The sequence below is a fragment of the Pelagicoccus mobilis genome, assembly GCF_016595505.1.
In the GTDB taxonomy this organism is placed as follows: Bacteria; Verrucomicrobiota; Verrucomicrobiia; order Opitutales; family Opitutaceae; genus Pelagicoccus; species Pelagicoccus mobilis.
The window spans coordinates 93,659-110,135 of sequence record NZ_JAENIL010000004.1 but is presented as its reverse complement, the minus strand read 5'-3'; the positions used below and the strand labels follow the sequence as shown (position 1 = coordinate 110,135).

The following is a 16,477-nucleotide window of genomic DNA, read 5'->3' as shown; positions in this document are numbered from 1 at the left end:
GGCGACCGCCCGGATATTTTTCAAGGACAGGATGTTATAGTTCCCGTACCCAGATGTTACGATAGCGGACAGGGTCGTTGTGGTCCTGCAAGACGATGGGGAGCTTGGCAGGGTGCTTCGCGTAGTAGGACTTGCCGATAAAGACCGTCGGCCCCTCGATTACGGTGTTGTACTGAACGAGCACGCCATTGTGGATGATCGTGACGCGGGCAGGCTGGATCAGCTTGCCGGTATCTTCCGAGAAGCGTGGAGCTGTGAAGAAGATGTCGTAGCTCTGCCAGCTTCCCGGGGCTCTCGACGCGTTGACCAATGGCGTGTGCTGCTTGTAGACGGCGCCGGCCTGGCCATTCGCGTAGGTTGGGTTTTCGTAAGAATTGAGGACTTGGATCTCGTAGAGGCCCATGATGAAAATGCCGCTATTTCCGTATTTCTGTCCTGGGCTTTCTTCCATGACCGGGACCATCCACTCGACGTGGAGCTGCATGTCCCCGAAGGCTTGCTTGGTGGCGATGCTGCCTTGTTTCGCGCCTACTACAAATTCTCCGTTTTCGACTGTCCACTCTGCCGGGCCGAGGTCATTCCCGCCTTGATAGTTTTGGAGGAATATCTCAGTGCGATCCATGCGCACCCCTTCACCGAAGGGCGTCTTTTCCCATTTCGAGAGGTCGGTCCCGTCGAAAAGCACAATCGCGTCCGAGGGAGCGGAACCTTGCGTGCCGGGAGTTACCACGGGGATGTCCTTTTGGAATTCCGTTTGGAGCCACGGTTGAGTCTTCCCAAGCTCCTTCCAATCGATTTCAGGGAGGTCTTGAGCCTGCAGGCCTAGCGGCATCAGGGCGATTACGGCGAATCCGGAGAGTCTTTTGGCGTTAAACATAGTTTTGAGAGTGACAGGGGGTCCAAATTTGAGAAGCGGTGAGACTAGTACATTTCTTGGATTCCCTAGAATATACTGTTCGTCGGGAATTTATGGCAATGCCTCTTCTGAGGGTTGCATTTGCCAAAACGACTCGCATAGACAGGAGCATGATCTCTCTCCGCTACGGTACCAACCCTCACCAGAAGGAAGCTTTTCTCGAGTTTCCTGAGCCATCACCGATCAAGATCGTTAACGGCGCTCCCGGCTACATCAACATGCTGGACGCCCTTACTTCCTGGCAGCTCGTGCGCGAACTCAAGGAAGCGACAGGAAAAGCTTCCGCGGCCTCCTACAAGCACGTCAGCCCAGCAGGAGCCGCGATCGCCAAGCCAATCGACGACGCCTTCAAGGAATCCCAATTCCTTAAAACCACGGATTTCTCGCCAGTCGCCAGTGCCTATGTGCGAGCTCGCGGCGGTGACCGCCTCTGTTCTTTTGGCGACGTGCTGGCAGTTTCCGACGTCGTAGATGTCAGCCTTGCTCAATTCCTCAAGACCGAGGTCAGCGACCTGATCATCGCGCCGGGCTTCGAGCCGGAAGCGGCTGAAATCCTCAAGAAAAAGAAAAAGGGCGGTTTCTGCATGTTAGAGATCGACTACGACTTCATGCCGACCGGCATCGAAAAGCGTGAACTTTTTGGCATCACCGTCGCTCAAGAGCGCAACAGCCGACTCTACACGAAAGACGACTTCAAGAACGTCGTTTCCGAGAACAAGAACATTTCCGAAGAGGCTCTCGACACCTTGTTGGTCGCAGCGATTTCGTTGAAGTACACCCAGTCAAATTCCATCAGCGTGGCCTACGACGGTCAAATCGTAGGGATGGGAGCAGGGCAGCAGTCCCGCATCCACTGCACGCGCCTCGCGTGCGACAAGGCGGACAAGTGGTTCCTGCAGCGCCACCCGAAGGTACGCGGGCTCGATTTCAAGGAAGGCCTGAAGAAGGTCGAGAAGACCAACCTTATCGACCAGTTCCTCCTCTGGGATAGTTTGAGCGCCCACGAAGAGGAGAACATGCTCCAGAATTTCAATACACGCCCGGAGCCGATCTCCCGCGAGGAGCGTGCGGAGTGGATCAAGCAGTACAGCGACATCTGCTTAGGGTCCGACGCGTTCATTCCTTTCCGCGACAATATCGATCGTGCCAGCCGCTCGAACGTGCAGCACATCGTCGAGACCGGCGGCTCCCTTCGCAGCGACCTCGTAATTGACGCAGCGAACGAGTACGGCATGTCAGTCACCGCTACCGGGATTCGCAGCTTCCTCCACTAGGATCAGACGAGAGACGGCAGTGGTAGAAGACTACCCTGCAAAAACAATTTAAGCGCGGAGCATCGGTGCTCCGCGCTTTTTTCATGCCTAGCTTCGTAGGTTCAGGCAGAAATTCTTAGGGCGCTTCGATTGAGGAACTTTCGGGGCGAGAGGCCGTAGTATCCCTTGAAGCACTTCGAAAAATAGTACTGGTCGACAAATCCGACTTGCTCCGCGATTTGCTTAATGAGCAGCGTGCGTTCGCGAAGCAGTTCGACCGCTCGTGCGAGCTTGAAACGGGTGACCATCTTGGTCGGTGTCTCGTTCGAGAATTTCTTGAATAGGAAACAGAGGTATTGATGCGAGATGTTGAAGGTGTTGGCTACTTCCAGCGGGCTTGTGATGCGGGCGTAGTTCTCTTCAATGTAGCGACAGATGTTGTCGAAATTCGACCGGGAGGCTGACACGTATGTCGTATCCATTTCGGACTGACTCGTATCGCTCAATCGAGTAGAGAGATAGAGCAGGAGGTGCTTGCATGCTGCTTGGCGCTTGTTGCAGCCACCCATGCCGCACTCTTGCAGCGAGACGAAGGTGCGCTCTACCCATTTGTGGTGAATCAGGTTCGGCGTTTGGAAATCGATTAGGGCTTTATTCTCAACAAGAAGGGAAGCGTCGTTTCCTTCGAAATTGATGAAGTGCTTCACCAAGGGTTGAGTATTTGCGTTTCGAAGAACGTAGGTATCCCTTGGCGAATAGGCGAAGAGACTCCCCGCTGTGAGCGTCTCCGCAATGCCGTTTCGTTCAAGTATGCAACTGCCGGATACGATGTATTCGATTCCGTAGAAGGGGGCTTCTACTACGTTTTGGCAAAAGTTCGGCTCGCAGTGTTCTTTTCCACCGCCAACAACACGGAGCTGATCGTGGGATGTGTTCTCCAGTTCCAGAGTGTAGTAATCCGCTTTTTCGACTTCACCTTTTACGGATTCGTTTCGCTGAGGTAGGTGCTGTGCAATCATGCCTTGATGGGGTAGAGGTTAATTGTCGCTGCGATAGGTCATCCCATCGACAGGCGCTAAACGAGGGGCGAGTTGGATTTCAACGAGATCGGACTCGAGCCCGATCGATTTTGCGCGTACTTGAATCACGCCGCTTTGGCCGACGTCGCCACGGATTATGGCGAGGCAAAGCCCATTGAAGGTCTTTCGCTCGGAGGCAGTGAACGGCTCTGCTGTCGCTGGATCGCCATTGCCGACGGCAGCGATTTCACCCGGCCCAAATACTTCGAACTCGACAGCGTTATCGGCGAGAGGACAGAGATTGCCGTCTTTATCGACGACATGAACTTGCACGAAGGCCAAGTCGTATCCGTCATTGTGGATACGTCCGTCTTCGAGTTGTAGCTCCAAGCTGTGAGCGGGACCAGCGGTCTTTATCGAATCTTCCGATACGATTTCGCCATCGCTATACCCAATCGCCTTTACTGCTCCGGGAACGTAAGGGACGTCCCAGCGAAGCCGATATTTTGATTCGAATACTTCAAGATCGCTGTTGTAGAAGTTGACCGGAATGGGAGTTGTGTCGACCCCGACTTTGCGGCGACCGAGCGACTTGCCGTTGGCGATAAGTTCGACCTCTTCGCAATTGCTGAAGGCGTAGACAGGTATGGTCTCGCCCTTGCTTGCGTCCCAGTTCCAATGAGGCAGCAAGTGAACCAAAGGCTGGCTGTTCCATTGACTCTTGTAGAGGTAATACCGGTCCTTGGGAAAGCCGCAAAGGTCGATAGCTCCGAAGTAGGAGCTTCTCGAGGGCCACGCCCCGCCCGACTTGTGTTCATCCCAAGCGAAAGGGGTCGGTTCTCCTATATAGTCGAAACCGGTCCAGATGAACTCTCCGATTACCCGGGGGTTCGTTTCCTGAAAGTGAAACTCGATGTCTGGCGGATACGCCCAAGCGGGACCGATGATATCGTAGCTGGTGATTTGGTGCGACGGGTGGGAGTCGTATTTTTCGATCGGGAGGTGGTAAACGCCGCGGCTGCTCACGGTTGAGGCGGTTTCTGATCCGTAGACGATCCAATCCGGGTGTCGTTCGAGAAGGTCCTGGTAGGAGGCAGGATGGTAGTTCAGGCCCACGACATCGACTTCCGCAGCCAAGCCATTTACGACGGGATCCGGATAGTAATTAAAGCAAGCAGTGGTAGGGCGAGTCGGATCCTCCTCGTGGCAGATGTCGTTGAGCGTTTTGGCGATCAGCGGGCCTTTTTGCGGATCCGTTTGTTCGAGAATCTCGTTCCCAATGCTCCACATGAAGACTGATGGGTGGTTGCGGTCCCGTCTGATCATGGCGCGAAGGTCTTGCTCGTACCAATCCGGGAAATGCTTGGAATAGCTGTTTTCCACCTTGGCCTGCTCCCATGCGTCGAAGGCTTCGACTTGCACTAGCAGTCCCATCTCATCGCAGAGATCGAGCAGCTGAGGCGAGGGTGGATTGTGTGAAGTGCGTACCGCGTTGGTCCCCATTTCCTTGAGAATCTCCAATCGCCGTTCAAGAGCGGACCGATTGATAGCTGCTCCGAGCGGGCCAAGATCGTGGTGCAGGCAAACGCCTTTGATCTGCGTGCGAACCCCATTGAGCAAAAAGCCATCGCTCGCGCTAAACTCTATGGTTCGGATCCCGAAGGTCGTCTCGCCCACGTCAACCACCTTTCCGTCCCGTCGCACTCTCGTTTCGAGACGGTAGAGGTGGGGAGCATCCGGCTCCCAGCGAAGCGGATTGGCAATGGATAGGTTGGCGGAAGTTTGCAGCTTGTCCGAAGTATTTACCTTGGCCTGTATTGAGGATTGCCCGACGATTCGTCCGTCTGGACCGAATACACGATGCTCTACCGTAACTTGAGCAGGCGACGAAGTCGTATTCGCAACTTCAGCACGGACGTCTACTTCCGACCACTGGTCGGAAACGACGGGCGTGGTGATGTAGATCCCGTCTGACGGTAGGTGGATAGGTGAACGCACTTTCAGGCGAACATCCCGGTAGAGCCCAGCTCCAGGATACCAACGCGAAGAGAGGTCTTCCTGCTCGAGGCGAACTGCAATGACGTTGTTCGCATTTTCGCCGAAGCGGATGTAGCGCGTGACGTCGTACTCGAAGCCAATGTAGCCGTTTGGTCTCTCTCCGAGAAAGTGCCCGTTGATCCAGACCCGCGAGTTGCTCATCGCGCCCTCGAAACAAAGCGTCACGTTTTGCTCTCGATCAGTCAGAGGCAAAGCGAAGTGCTTGCGGTACCAAAAGACTCCGGAGGATGGCAGGCTTCCGCTTCGAGATTCGTTTTTCGAGCTAAACGGTCCTTCGATTGCTGCATCGTGCGGCAATCGCAATTTCCTCCACGAAGAGTCATCGGTTTCCGGGAATCGAGCGCTAGAGTGTTCACCCGAGTGGAACAACCAAGAATCGTTAAAGAGTTGATTCGAGCTGGGTGCCGAATTCGCGGCGGCGGAGCTCTGGCAGAACAGAAGCGCTACGATCGCGAACAGAAAAAACGAGGGTTTTGGGGATGGCGTAAGACGGCCTGGACTCATGGCTTAACGGGGCGGAAATTGCTGAACCCTGCTATCCGGAATTGGCTGACGCGTCGGCAGAAACACGTTCTATTTTGGGGTAACCCATTTCGAGCTAGCTAAGGCTGCATCGAATATAGCATCCCCCGACGGCCTCGCGCTTTGAACATCGTCACAGTTGGGCGATTTAGCCTAGGTATTGTATAAGTTGCTGTTCTTAAGCAACTAACCTTAGCTATTTAGGTTGGGTAACAAGCTGGGAAGAGGGCTTTTGAAACCTGAGGTACAGGTCTGCAACGAGCGGCTTTTTTCTGTGCAAGCCTCGGAGCTACTTGTTGCGCCCGGCGTACTGGCTTGGGGAAACCTTGAAGTGTTTTTTGAACGAGGTACTGAATGAACTCAGATCTGAGATACCTACGCGATCGGCCACTTCTGACACGGTATGCTCGCCTGTGGAGAGTAGGGCGGCCGCTTTATTCATGCGAATCGAGCGGATAAAGGAACTAGGCGAATCTCCGGTAATCGCTTTGAATTTTCGATAGAGCGTCATGCGGCTCATGTGCATGCGTGTGGCAAATTCCTCGACGTCGAAAAGCGGGTCTTCAACGTTTTGCTCGATCATGCTGACTGCCTTGTTGAGGAAGGCTTCGTCGATCGTGTTGGTGGTGATTTCGCGAGTGACGACTTTGGCTTCCTGCTTCTGCTCGCTGAATCGCGCGTGCAGTTTCCTGCGTGATTCCAGAATGTTTTGAATTCGCCTTTTCAGGATCGAAAGGCGAATTGGCTTTGAGAGGTAGTCGTCTGCCCCAAGCTCAAGCCCTTCCAGCTCGTGCATCTCGGATTTGAGGGCAGTGAGCATGATCACTGGAATATGCGAGGTGCGATCCTCGCTCTTTATGCGGCGGCAGAGCTCCTTACCATCAAGCTCAGGCATCATTACGTCAGTGACGATCAGATCGGGAATTCTCTCCTGGGCAAGGTCGAGGGCTTTTGCCCCGTCCTCTGCCGAGGTGACCGCCCACGCTTCAGAAAGTTCAGAGGCTAGGAAGTCTCTGATTTGATCGTCATCCTCGGCGATGAGAATTTGCGGTTTGTCTTGAGAATCGGACTCGATTGAAGCCGCCGATTCCGAGTCAGTTTCGAGTTCTTTTTGAAGCGGCTCCGTATCCTCGATCTCAGGACGACCCTCCATTTGCTTATAGAGGGGCAGGGTCACGGTGAATCGAGTTCCTTGCTGCTGGCCGTTGACGTTCGTTATCGGACTGTCGACAGAGATGGCGCCCTCGCAGGCTTCGACGAGGTTTTTTGTGTAAGCGAGACCGATTCCAGATCCACGCACCTTTTTGTTTTTCGTTGTTCCGACCCGATAGAACACTTCGAAAATGTCATCGATCTTACCGATGGGAATGCCGGCTCCGTTGTCCTCTACCACAAACTCCACGTTTACCGATTCCTCAAAATCATGGATCTTTATCGCTACCGAGATCTTCCCGTTTCGTTGGGTGTACTTGATCGCGTTGCTGATCAGGTTGTTGAGGATCTTCTCAATCTTCTCTGCGTCGTACCAAACCACGCACGAATCGACGTCGCAGCTGAAGTCCAATACTTGAGATCGAGCCTCTGAGAGCGGGCGAATCAGATGAACCACTTCCTTGGCGGTTTCGACCAAGTCTGAGCGGGCGAGCTCGATCTTTATGTTCCCTGTTTCCGCGCTGCGGAAATCAAGGATTTGATCGATCAGGCCGAGGGTCTTTTGGGCATTTCGATAGGCGAGCTCGAGCGGTTTTTTATCCCAGCCGATGGGAAGCTTTGAGAGTTGGCTTTCAAGGGGGCCGAGGATGACGGTGAGGGGTGTTCGCAGCTCGTGGGATATATTGGTGAAGAACTGCAGCTTAAATTCCTCCAGCTGCATGATATGGCGGATACGTTGGCGGAAGAGCAAAACTGCCAAAAGGATGATCGTACCGACGGCAAAGAAAACCGCTGCGATAAACCACGCGCGTTGCCAGATGGGCGGTATTACCACGAAGCTCGCTTTCGCAGTCGCTGGGCTGATGTTGCCGTCAAGGTCGATCGCCCGGACCTCAAAGTCGAAATCGCCGCTCGGAAGGTCGAGGAACCCTTTGCTTTCGGCTTCCTCAAAGGGCGACCACTCGTCCTCATTGAGCCGATACGAGTATTTTAGTTTCGAATTGGGAGTGTGGGACCATTTATCGACGCCCTTCCATTCTATGATTATATTGGCGGGAGCAGTGCTCTTCGCAACGTCCGTCAGAATCTCTACCATTGGAGGGTTTGAGTCTGGTTGGTAGCGAACGGTCCTAAAGTTGTCGTGGATGGACTTTGTCAGGTAGAAATTCGACTTTCTCCGGAAATACCAGCCGCGGGCTGCCTGATTCACCCAAATCGCTCCATCCGAGGACTGACGCAAGGTTCCGCTTTCGCGATAGAAACGCAAATCTTGAGGGAGAGCCTGCGGGTACCAGACTTCACCGTCGAAGCGCGATATTCCTCGGTCGGTAGCGATCCAGATATTCCCTTCGCGATGTTCGTCCTTCAATAGATAGCTAACCTGGCTGCTCGCGAGTTGGTCGTCATTGCGAAAGAGGTTCCATTCGTCGCCACTAATTTGATACAGACCGCGATTCCACAGGCCGACCCAAATATTCGATTGATCGTCCTCGATGAGGTGGTCGATCCAGACTTCATCCTGCAAATCTTCCCATATCTTGTAGTCGCTCCCGAAATCAAGCGGAGTGCGAGACAGTTTTATCCCGCCTGCCCAGAGTTGGGCATCGGCATCAGCTGCAAAACCCACGATACGTCGCGGAACTCGCGGAGGGGCTATGTACTCGGGGCGATCCCGTGTTGAGCCATTCACATAGCGGACCAAGCCCCCGCCTGTAGTAGGGCTTGAGTCGTCACCAGAGCCAAATACGATATCCCCGTTAGGGAGCTCGCGAGCAGACAAGTGGCTGATCATGCCGTTGAGCTGAGGAAAGGAGTCAAGCTTCCAGCCGCGACCGTCATAGTAGCTCACCGCTGCTTCACCTTGGTGGCTGCCGGCCGCCCAAACCGTGTCGTTCCGGCTTTTGAATACAGTGACCGGGGTATCGATTACGTTTTCTTCATGACGTTCCCAGGTATCGTAAATGGTGTCCTGCTCGACCACGTAACCTTCGGTGGATATAAACCAACGCGTCTTCCCGCCGACATCGCATTGGAAGTGCAGACCGTGATACGAGTCCTGTTGGGAGGTGCTGTATTCGACCTCGTAGGTCTTTTCACCTCGTCCTCCAAGGATCAGGTTCCCATTTTTTCGTGAAACGAAAAACGGCTGATTAGTAGGGAAATCGAATTTTGGGTAACCGATAGAATGCCAATCATCTTCCTTTTGGAAGAGTACCTCAGTCTTGGTGAAAATGATCATATCCGTTTCGTTAATACGAAACGCGCTTGTGTGACCGTTGTTTCCCGAGAGGTGGCTTAGATCAACCGGAGTCCATGATTCGTTTTTTTCGTTCCATCTCTGAGCAGGAAGACCTAGTCGCCAATTGGTTATCCAAATCTCTTCGGATTTAGGGCTGGCCACGATCCAAGGATGGGTGACGTGCTGGTAACCCAATCGAATTTCCTTAACTTCGATTGGCCGCTTCAGCTCGTTCTTTTCAAATTGATAACGAAACACCTTCCCGTTCGGAGCATTGCACCAAAGTCGATTCAACCCATCGAAAGCGGCACTAGAAAAGCCCCCCGGAACACCTTCCATGCGAACAAGTTCGTCACCTTTGATTTCGTAAGTCCCATGGTAGAGTACCGCGAGTTCGAGTCCGGAGGGGTTGCGAACGAACACGTTCACAATCTCAGCAGAAGAGTAGGTGTGCTCTATGAACTGTTTCCACTCTCCATCCCGGTACCCGAAGATACCCGTGGAAGCGTTTATGTAGACGTATCCGTTTTTCGAATAAAACAGTTGGTATGGAACGAATTCCGTCTGATTCTCCGGGTAGGGAACCTCATCCAGCGTGTAGCCATCGTAAAGCAGTAGCGATTCAGGGGTAGAGAAAACGAGGGTTCCATCGTCCGCTTCAACACCGTGGTAGAGTATGTGGCCTCGCAGCAACTCCTGCTCATGCCAGCGCCATTGTTCGTTGGGAGTAAAATCTACATCGGGTTCGTAGGTCGCCGCCTGCACGATTGCGAAGGAAAGGAGCGTAAGAATCGTGCAAATGATATTCTGAAAACGGTGCATGCAGTCTGGATGTGCGATCTTGGGGCGGCGAAAAGCATTCAAACTCGCCAGAGTTTAGGGAGAGTCAATCATCTCAGTGCGGCCTAGGCGGAAGTCATAGAATTTTAAAGACTTAGAAAAGCTCTGGCGCGGATCAGCGCTTTCGCTCCATCGCCGACCAAGCGTCATTGCTTCCTTCTACAGGGGAGAGGCAAGGTTGCGTGTGGGTCCACCACCTCTGGGTGACGGGGTCGGCCGCCATCAGTGATTCGTCTGCCTCTCGGTCTTTCCCAACGTATTCCACATAAGAGAAGAGCAGAAGCGATTCGCCCCATTCGATCAGAAAGGTGGTCCAGTTCTGGAAATTGCTGCGACGCATCTGGTCAACCACCCCAGGCCAATTAGTTTGATGCAGGGTGCGGTACCAAAGCTCCTTCTCAGGGATCAGTTGTGATACGAGAGCGATCCGATCCCCTTTATTGCGGTCAAACTCCGACTCGATAGCGATTACGTTCATGAACTCGCAACGGACCCAAGGATGATTCTCCTTTGTGGCGCGCGGGTGAGCGAGCAAATGCCCTTCAAGCGTACTCCACCAGGCGGAGCTTTCTTTTAATAGAAGGATCGCTTTCTCTTGGTCTAACTCGATCGTTTCGAAGTAGAGGAAAACGAGTTCCAGGTCTCCGACCGCTTTCTGGTAGATGGCTAAGTTGCGGATACCTGCGTGTTCGAGATCCTTCGCCAGATCGGTGCTGCCGGAAGAAACCAAGTCGGCAACCTCCGCAAGGGAGTCGGGGCGGATCTCGGCTAGGAGACCGATGCGGCGAAAGTTCTCAGAGTTAAGTCGGTTTTCGTACGGTGACATTTCAAATGAGCCAGAGGCGCCTCTTAGGATTGCACGCCGTAGATCGAGCAGGCGTTTCGGTTGAATAACTTTTCCTGATTAGCGGTATCCTCAGAGGATACGATCTCACGAGAGACGGACACCCATTCGGCTAGCGTTGCGTTTCCAGTGCAAACGGGCCAATCGCCGCCCCACACGACGCGATCCCAGCCGAAGGCTTCCAGACAGTGCTCCACATACGGTTTCACAGTCTCAAGGCTTGCGTTGCCTGGATTGCAGTACGCGAGTACGCCAGAAATCTTGCAGGCGAGGTTCGGGAGTTCCGCAAGCTTGCGTATATCTGCTCGCCACGGATCCAATCCAGCTCCTTCGATGTCGGGAACGCCACAGTGATCCAGCACAAATTGCACGTTTGGACAGGCCTTTGCTAGATCATAGGCAAGCGGCAATTGTCGCGCTAGAAAACAAAGGTCGAATGTCAGGTCTCTTGCTGCGAGACTGCGTACGTTATCCCGAAACAGAGTGGAGCCCGAAAGGCTATCGTCCTCAACATGAAGAATGCGGCGAACTCCCACTTGCTTAGCGTGGGCATGTGTATCCAAAAATTCCTGAAAACGCTCCTCTTCGGGCCTGCAATTAACAATAGCGCCCATCATCCTTCCATCGGGATCATCGCATAGAGTCGCTACATGCGAAGTCTCCTCAAGCCAGTGCAATCCATCGGGAGAGGTCTCCATGAAGATCGTTTTCTCGATGCCAGTTCCTTCCGTTTCTCGAGTGTAGTCTTCGAGCGTATACGAATTCCCTTTGAGAAAGGGCAGGCCATCCGCCCAGGAATAGGGCCATTTTTCGCTTAGCACGAGGTGCTGGTGGGTGTCTATGATTGGGATCATTGCTTTAGGGGAGTTGGGGCGAGAGCGTGATTTATAGGTAAAACCTACTTACGCCTCCAAGGGCTGCTTTCGCTCCACGAGGTAGATGTGTTCGCAAACCATCACAGTCTCCTTGTTCTGGTTCGTAACCTCCAATTTCTCAACTGCGATCCCGTGCGAGGGACGCTTGTGGTCGCGCTTTTCAGTTATGGTGGCTTTCGTGTAAATCGTATCGCCTATATGCACTGGCCGTATGAAGCGTAAGCGATCGTAGCCATAGGACATGGCTACCGGATTAATGTCGCCAGCCGTCATGCCGACTGCCACCGAGAAAATCAGGGTTCCATGAGCAATCCGGCGCTTAAATGGCTGGGTCGCGCACCACTCCTTATCCATGTGGTGGGGATAGAAGTCGCTGGTCTGCCCGGCGTGCGTGAGGATGTCGGATTCCGTAATCGTGCGTCCGAATGTTTCGCGCGAGAAGCCGACTTGATAGTCTTCGAAGTAGATTGTTTTTGTTATCATTTCTTATTAAATTCCGTTTGCTTCACTAATTCGGTCAGCCGTTTCGACCGCTGCCTTTATAAGTTCCTCGGTGCTTAGTCTTTTAGTCCCGACGATGGACGAGACTGTCGAAATCGCTAAGCTTGCGAGAAGCGACCCTCCTTCTTTGCCGATAGGGGCGGCGATATCCGTGACCCCTTGAGTTATCTCGCTATCCGCGCAGGCATGCCCGCTCTGCTGAATCGTATCCAGTTTTTGGCGATAGTCCTTTTGGCGTTTTTTGCTCCATCCGAGATAGGCTTCGTCTAAAGATAGAAAATCTTCGCGCTCCAAATAACCCATGTTCGCGAGTAGCAACATTCCCGACGTTGTGGTAGACAGTGGAAAGCGACTGCCCTCTGCGATAGACAGCGAAACAGGACTTGGACTTTTGGCTTGGGCAACGACGAGAAGAGCTCCCTGGTCCAAAACCGATAAGTGCACGGAATGCCCTGACTTGTTTGCCAAATCCTGCATCGCGGGAAGCGAAGCTCTCCGAAGGGACTCGACCGGCGAGTGAGTATGGCTGAGGTGGTAGAGCTTCAGTGAAAGATGATACTTCCCCGACATCGGATCCCGAATGATGTATCCTCTATATTCTAGACGGGCCAACATCCGGAAGATTTCGGCAGGAGTTCGACCAAGCGCATCCGCGACCTCTGCTTGCGACTGTGGAGATCCAATCGAAGATAAGTACTCAAGGATGTCCAAACCTTTGTCTAACGCGGGAGCTGCGTACTTGTTCTCGTTTTTCATTGACGGAAGATGTGTTTCTCAGTGAAAACTATTTTTATATTTAAAACCCCAACGCGTCTCGTATGTCAACCAACAATCTAAGTACGGGATCTAGCGGACATCTGACCAAACCTTCACTTCTCGTGTTATGGAAATTTCCTATAAACCAGAACTGCCGCAAAACGGCTATCCTATCGTAATCATTGGGGCAGGAGGTATCGTGCGCGACGCGCATTTGCCAGCCTATCGTCAAGCTGGATTTAAGGTGCATGGAATCACGAATCGGACACGTGCACGCGCGGAAGCGTTAGCCAAGGATTTCGACATACCAAACGTCTATGATTCGGTGGAAGAGGCTGTAGCCGCCGCTCCGAGCAACGCGGTATTTGACATAACGCTGATGCCAAACCAGTTCGTGGCGGCTCTGGAACAACTCCCAGACGGCGCCCCTGTGCTTATACAAAAGCCCATGGGTGACGACCTGGAGCAAACCAAAGCGATCCTAGAGGTTTGCAGAAGGAAAAAGCTGAAGGCGGCCATCAATTGCCAGTTGCGGTTTGCTCCATTTGTGATGGCGGCTCGCGATATCGTTTCAAAGGGCTTGATCGGAGAGCTCTACGATATGGAAGTCCGAGTTTCGGTAGAGACCCCGTGGTCCTTGTTTCCGAATGTGATGCATCATCCACGTTTGGAAATACAGCAGCACAGCGTACACTACATCGACTTGCTGAGAAGTTTCCTTGGGGATCCTTCCGGGCTCTGGGCAAAAACCTGCGGAAATCCGCATACGGATCTTTCCTCAACCCGCACGTCTCTTATTTTTGAATACGGGGAAAAGCTTCGTGCATCAATCTCTACGAACCACGATCACCGTTTCGGTTCAAGAAACCAGGAAAGCTTCATCAAATGGGAAGGAAGCAAAGGGGCGATCATTGCAAAGTTCGGATTGCTTAAAAACTACCCGGTTGGCGAAGAGGACAGCTTTGAGTACTGCATTCTGGAGGAAGGCAAGGAACCAGTCTGGCAATCAGTTGAGATCGAGGGGTCTTGGTTTCCGGAAGCCTTCATCGGCAGCATGGCTGAAGTCATGCGGTACGCGGAAGGATCTTCGGATCATATGGCTACAGATGTCGAGGACGTGGCGAAAACGATGGCCTGCGTAGAAGCAGCCTATTCTTCAAGCGATGGAGGCTCCACTCCCATTCCTGTCCTGTAGGAGATTACACAAAAAGATTCTGAAATTAGATCGATTTCTATGACAACTTCACCGGCGAACAATACTGATAAAAAGAATTTTGAGGCGAACTGGGAGTCGCTCAAAGCCTACGAGTGCCCAACCTGGTTCCACGATGCCAAGTTTGGCATATACGCTCACTGGGGGCCGTACTCGGCAGTCGGCGGGCCAGAGAATACGGATTGGTATTCGAGAAACATGTACCGCGATGGCTCTCCGCAAAACAAGTATCACCTAAAAACGTTCGGGTCGCTTAAGGAATATGGATACAAAGAGTTTATCCCGAATTTTGGCGCCGAAAACTTTGATGCGGAAGAGTGGGCCGACCTATTCGTCGAGTCGGGCGCTAAATTTGCCGGGCCTGTCGCTGAGCATGCGGACGGGTTCGCGATGTGGGATTCCGAGCTAACAAAATGGAATTCCGCTCAAATGGGTCCAAAACGTGATGTGGTCGCGGAAATGGAGAAGGCGATCCGCTCGAGAGGACTAAAGTACATGACCAGCTTCCATCATCACTGGAAGTGGGGATGGTATCCAACAATGGATGACAATACTGATACGACCGATCCTGAGTTGGAAGGGCTTTACGGACCACCTGTGCCGAAGACGGGGTTCGGAATTGTAGGCTATGATCCGATGCGACCCAAGCCCATGCCGACGGAAGGCTTTGCCCAAGAGTGGCTCGATAAGGTCAAGGAAGTAGTCGAGGGTTATTCTCCCGATCTGATCTGGTTCGACAACCGTATGCAAATACTGCCTGAGCGATACCTCCAGGAGATGGCTGCTCATTTCTATAATCACTCCGAAGAGAAGGGGCTCGACTACGTTCTCACTTTTAAACGCCCGGATATGCCGCTTGGTACCGGCACGGTAGATTTGGAGAGAAACAGAATGCCGGATATCTACCCAGAGCCTTGGCTGACCGACTCTTCAATATCCCCCGATACTTGGAGTTTCTCCAATGACATCAGCTACTATTCGACTGATCGCATCCTGCACGACTTTATCGATATCGTGAGCAAAAACGGAAACCTGCTTCTGAACCTCGCGCCCGCAGCCGACGGTACGATTCCCGAGGAGCAGAAAACGATTTTGCGCGAAATGGGAACCTGGTTGAAAATAAACGGGGAGGCGATTTACGGGTCCCGTCCCTGGTTGCGTTTTGGGGAAGGACCGACCGAACCGCCAGTTGGGCACCTAGCGGACCTCGACTTTGAAGGCTTCTGTTCTGAAGACATTCGCTTCACCACCAACGACGGCAAGCTCTACGCAATCGCTTTTGGTTGGCCGGAAAAGGGCGACACGATCAAGATCAAGTCGCTCTCCCAAATCGAGTGGAACGAGACGATCGAACGAATCGAGCTTGTTGGATGCGACGGTGAACTCCAGTTCGACCGAGACGACGAAAGCCTCAACGTTAAACTCCCGCCGGAACGCCCTTGCAAGCATGCCTATGTACTGAGATTATCCATACTTTAATGTTTAAATATGGACAGTTTCAGCCTGACAGGAAAAGTAGCGCTCATCACCGGATGTAAGCGCGGCATAGGAAAAGCGATGGCGGAAGCTCTTGCCGAAGCAGGAGCGGACATCATCGGAGTAAGCTCCACGCTAGAAGCGGATGGCAGCGAGGTACAGAAGGCGGTCAATTCCTACGGACGTTCGTTCTACGCCTATTCTTGCGATTTCTCGAAGCGAGACTCCCTCTACGCTTTCGTCGAGAGGGTGCAGCGCGATCATCCGCGAATCGATATTTTGATCAATAACGCAGGCACGATCGAGCGAGCGCCAGCGGCCGAGCACACCGACGAGCAATGGGACAAGGTGATCGACATCAACCTGAACGCCCAATTCCTCCTTACGCGAGAGATTGGCAAAGGCATGGTTGAGCGCGGTTCTGGCAAAATCGTTTTCACTGCTTCGTTGCTCACCTTTCAAGGTGGACTCACGGTTCCTGGCTATGCTGCGAGCAAAGGAGGAATCGGCCAGCTTACCATGGCCTTCGCCAACGAGTGGGCCGGGAAGGGCGTTAACGTGAACGCCATCGCTCCCGGCTACATCGATACGGATGTCACTGAAGCGCTCCGCAACGACCCTGTTCGCAGCCAGCAGATTCTGGCTCGCATTCCAGCAGGTCGCTGGGGGAAGCCTGAGGATTTCAAGGGACCGGCGGTTTTCCTTTCTTCGGATGCGGCATCCTACGTTCACGGAACGATCATGACAGTCGATGGCGGCTGGATGGGGCGGTAGCAGTTAAAGCGACTTTTTAATGCGAACGCATGCCTTCGT

General features: G+C 53.1%; 12 protein-coding genes. 4 read left to right on the top strand and 8 right to left on the bottom strand.

Going from position 1 to position 16,477, the window contains the following annotated elements; all coding sequences use genetic code 11:
* Positions 1-34 precede the first annotated feature (34 nt).
* Positions 35-877 (bottom strand): 3-keto-disaccharide hydrolase, encoded by an 843-nt coding sequence (locus tag JIN87_RS03070; RefSeq protein ID WP_200354047.1) that lies wholly within the window; start codon positions 875-877, stop codon positions 35-37.
* Positions 878-1,026: 149 nt separating this feature from the next.
* On the opposite strand from JIN87_RS03070, the gene JIN87_RS03065 reads away from it, so the two are divergent.
* Positions 1,027-2,190 carry a phosphoribosylaminoimidazolecarboxamide formyltransferase gene (locus JIN87_RS03065; RefSeq protein ID WP_200354046.1) on the top strand — a complete coding sequence of 388 codons (1,164 nt, stop codon included), beginning with the start codon at positions 1,027-1,029 and terminating at the stop codon, positions 2,188-2,190.
* A 101-nt stretch (positions 2,191-2,291) separates the two neighbouring features.
* Here the strand turns inward: JIN87_RS03065 and JIN87_RS03060 are convergent, their stop codons facing one another.
* The 7 genes from JIN87_RS03060 to JIN87_RS03030 all read right to left on the bottom strand — a co-directional run bounded on the left by JIN87_RS03060 (position 2,292) and on the right by JIN87_RS03030 (position 12,975).
* Positions 2,292-3,188, bottom strand: coding sequence for a helix-turn-helix domain-containing protein (locus JIN87_RS03060; RefSeq protein ID WP_200354045.1), 897 nt, complete (start codon positions 3,186-3,188; stop codon positions 2,292-2,294).
* Positions 3,189-3,206: 18 nt separating this feature from the next.
* Positions 3,207-5,543: a glycoside hydrolase family 2 TIM barrel-domain containing protein gene (locus JIN87_RS03055; RefSeq protein ID WP_486644352.1), complete on the bottom strand. Its 2,337-nt coding sequence runs from the start codon at positions 5,541-5,543 to the stop codon at positions 3,207-3,209.
* 514 nt (positions 5,544-6,057) lie between these two features.
* Positions 6,058-9,981, bottom strand: a complete 3,924-nt coding sequence (locus tag JIN87_RS03050; RefSeq protein WP_200354043.1) for a hybrid sensor histidine kinase/response regulator transcription factor — start codon at positions 9,979-9,981, stop codon at positions 6,058-6,060.
* Between the two features lie 133 nt (positions 9,982-10,114).
* Entirely contained in the window at positions 10,115-10,825 is a 711-nt protein-coding gene (locus JIN87_RS03045) for an L-rhamnose mutarotase (RefSeq protein ID WP_200354042.1), read from the bottom strand.
* Positions 10,826-10,848: 23 nt separating this feature from the next.
* Positions 10,849-11,697 carry an amidohydrolase family protein gene (locus JIN87_RS03040; RefSeq protein ID WP_200354041.1) on the bottom strand — a complete coding sequence of 283 codons (849 nt, stop codon included), beginning with the start codon at positions 11,695-11,697 and terminating at the stop codon, positions 10,849-10,851.
* A gap of 48 nt (positions 11,698-11,745) precedes the next feature.
* Entirely contained in the window at positions 11,746-12,201 is a 456-nt protein-coding gene (locus JIN87_RS03035; protein WP_200354040.1) for a MaoC family dehydratase, read from the bottom strand.
* A 6-nt stretch (positions 12,202-12,207) separates the two neighbouring features.
* Positions 12,208-12,975 carry an IclR family transcriptional regulator gene (locus tag JIN87_RS03030; protein ID WP_200354039.1) on the bottom strand — a complete coding sequence of 256 codons (768 nt, stop codon included), beginning with the start codon at positions 12,973-12,975 and terminating at the stop codon, positions 12,208-12,210.
* Positions 12,976-13,102: 127 nt separating this feature from the next.
* Here JIN87_RS03030 and JIN87_RS03025 point away from each other — a divergent pair, with 127 nt between their 5' ends.
* From JIN87_RS03025 to JIN87_RS03015, 3 genes are read left to right on the top strand one after another with little or no spacing between them, the layout of a single operon-like run.
* Entirely contained in the window at positions 13,103-14,170 is a 1,068-nt protein-coding gene (locus tag JIN87_RS03025; RefSeq protein WP_200354038.1) for a Gfo/Idh/MocA family oxidoreductase, read from the top strand.
* Positions 14,171-14,209: 39 nt separating this feature from the next.
* On the top strand, positions 14,210-15,667 hold the full coding sequence (locus tag JIN87_RS03020; protein ID WP_200354037.1) for an alpha-L-fucosidase: 1,458 nt from the start codon (positions 14,210-14,212) through the stop codon (positions 15,665-15,667).
* A 9-nt stretch (positions 15,668-15,676) separates the two neighbouring features.
* The gene (locus tag JIN87_RS03015; RefSeq protein ID WP_200354036.1) at positions 15,677-16,438 is read left to right on the top strand and encodes an SDR family oxidoreductase; all 762 of its coding nucleotides are present in this window, start codon (positions 15,677-15,679) and stop codon (positions 16,436-16,438) included.
* Positions 16,439-16,477 lie beyond the last annotated feature (39 nt).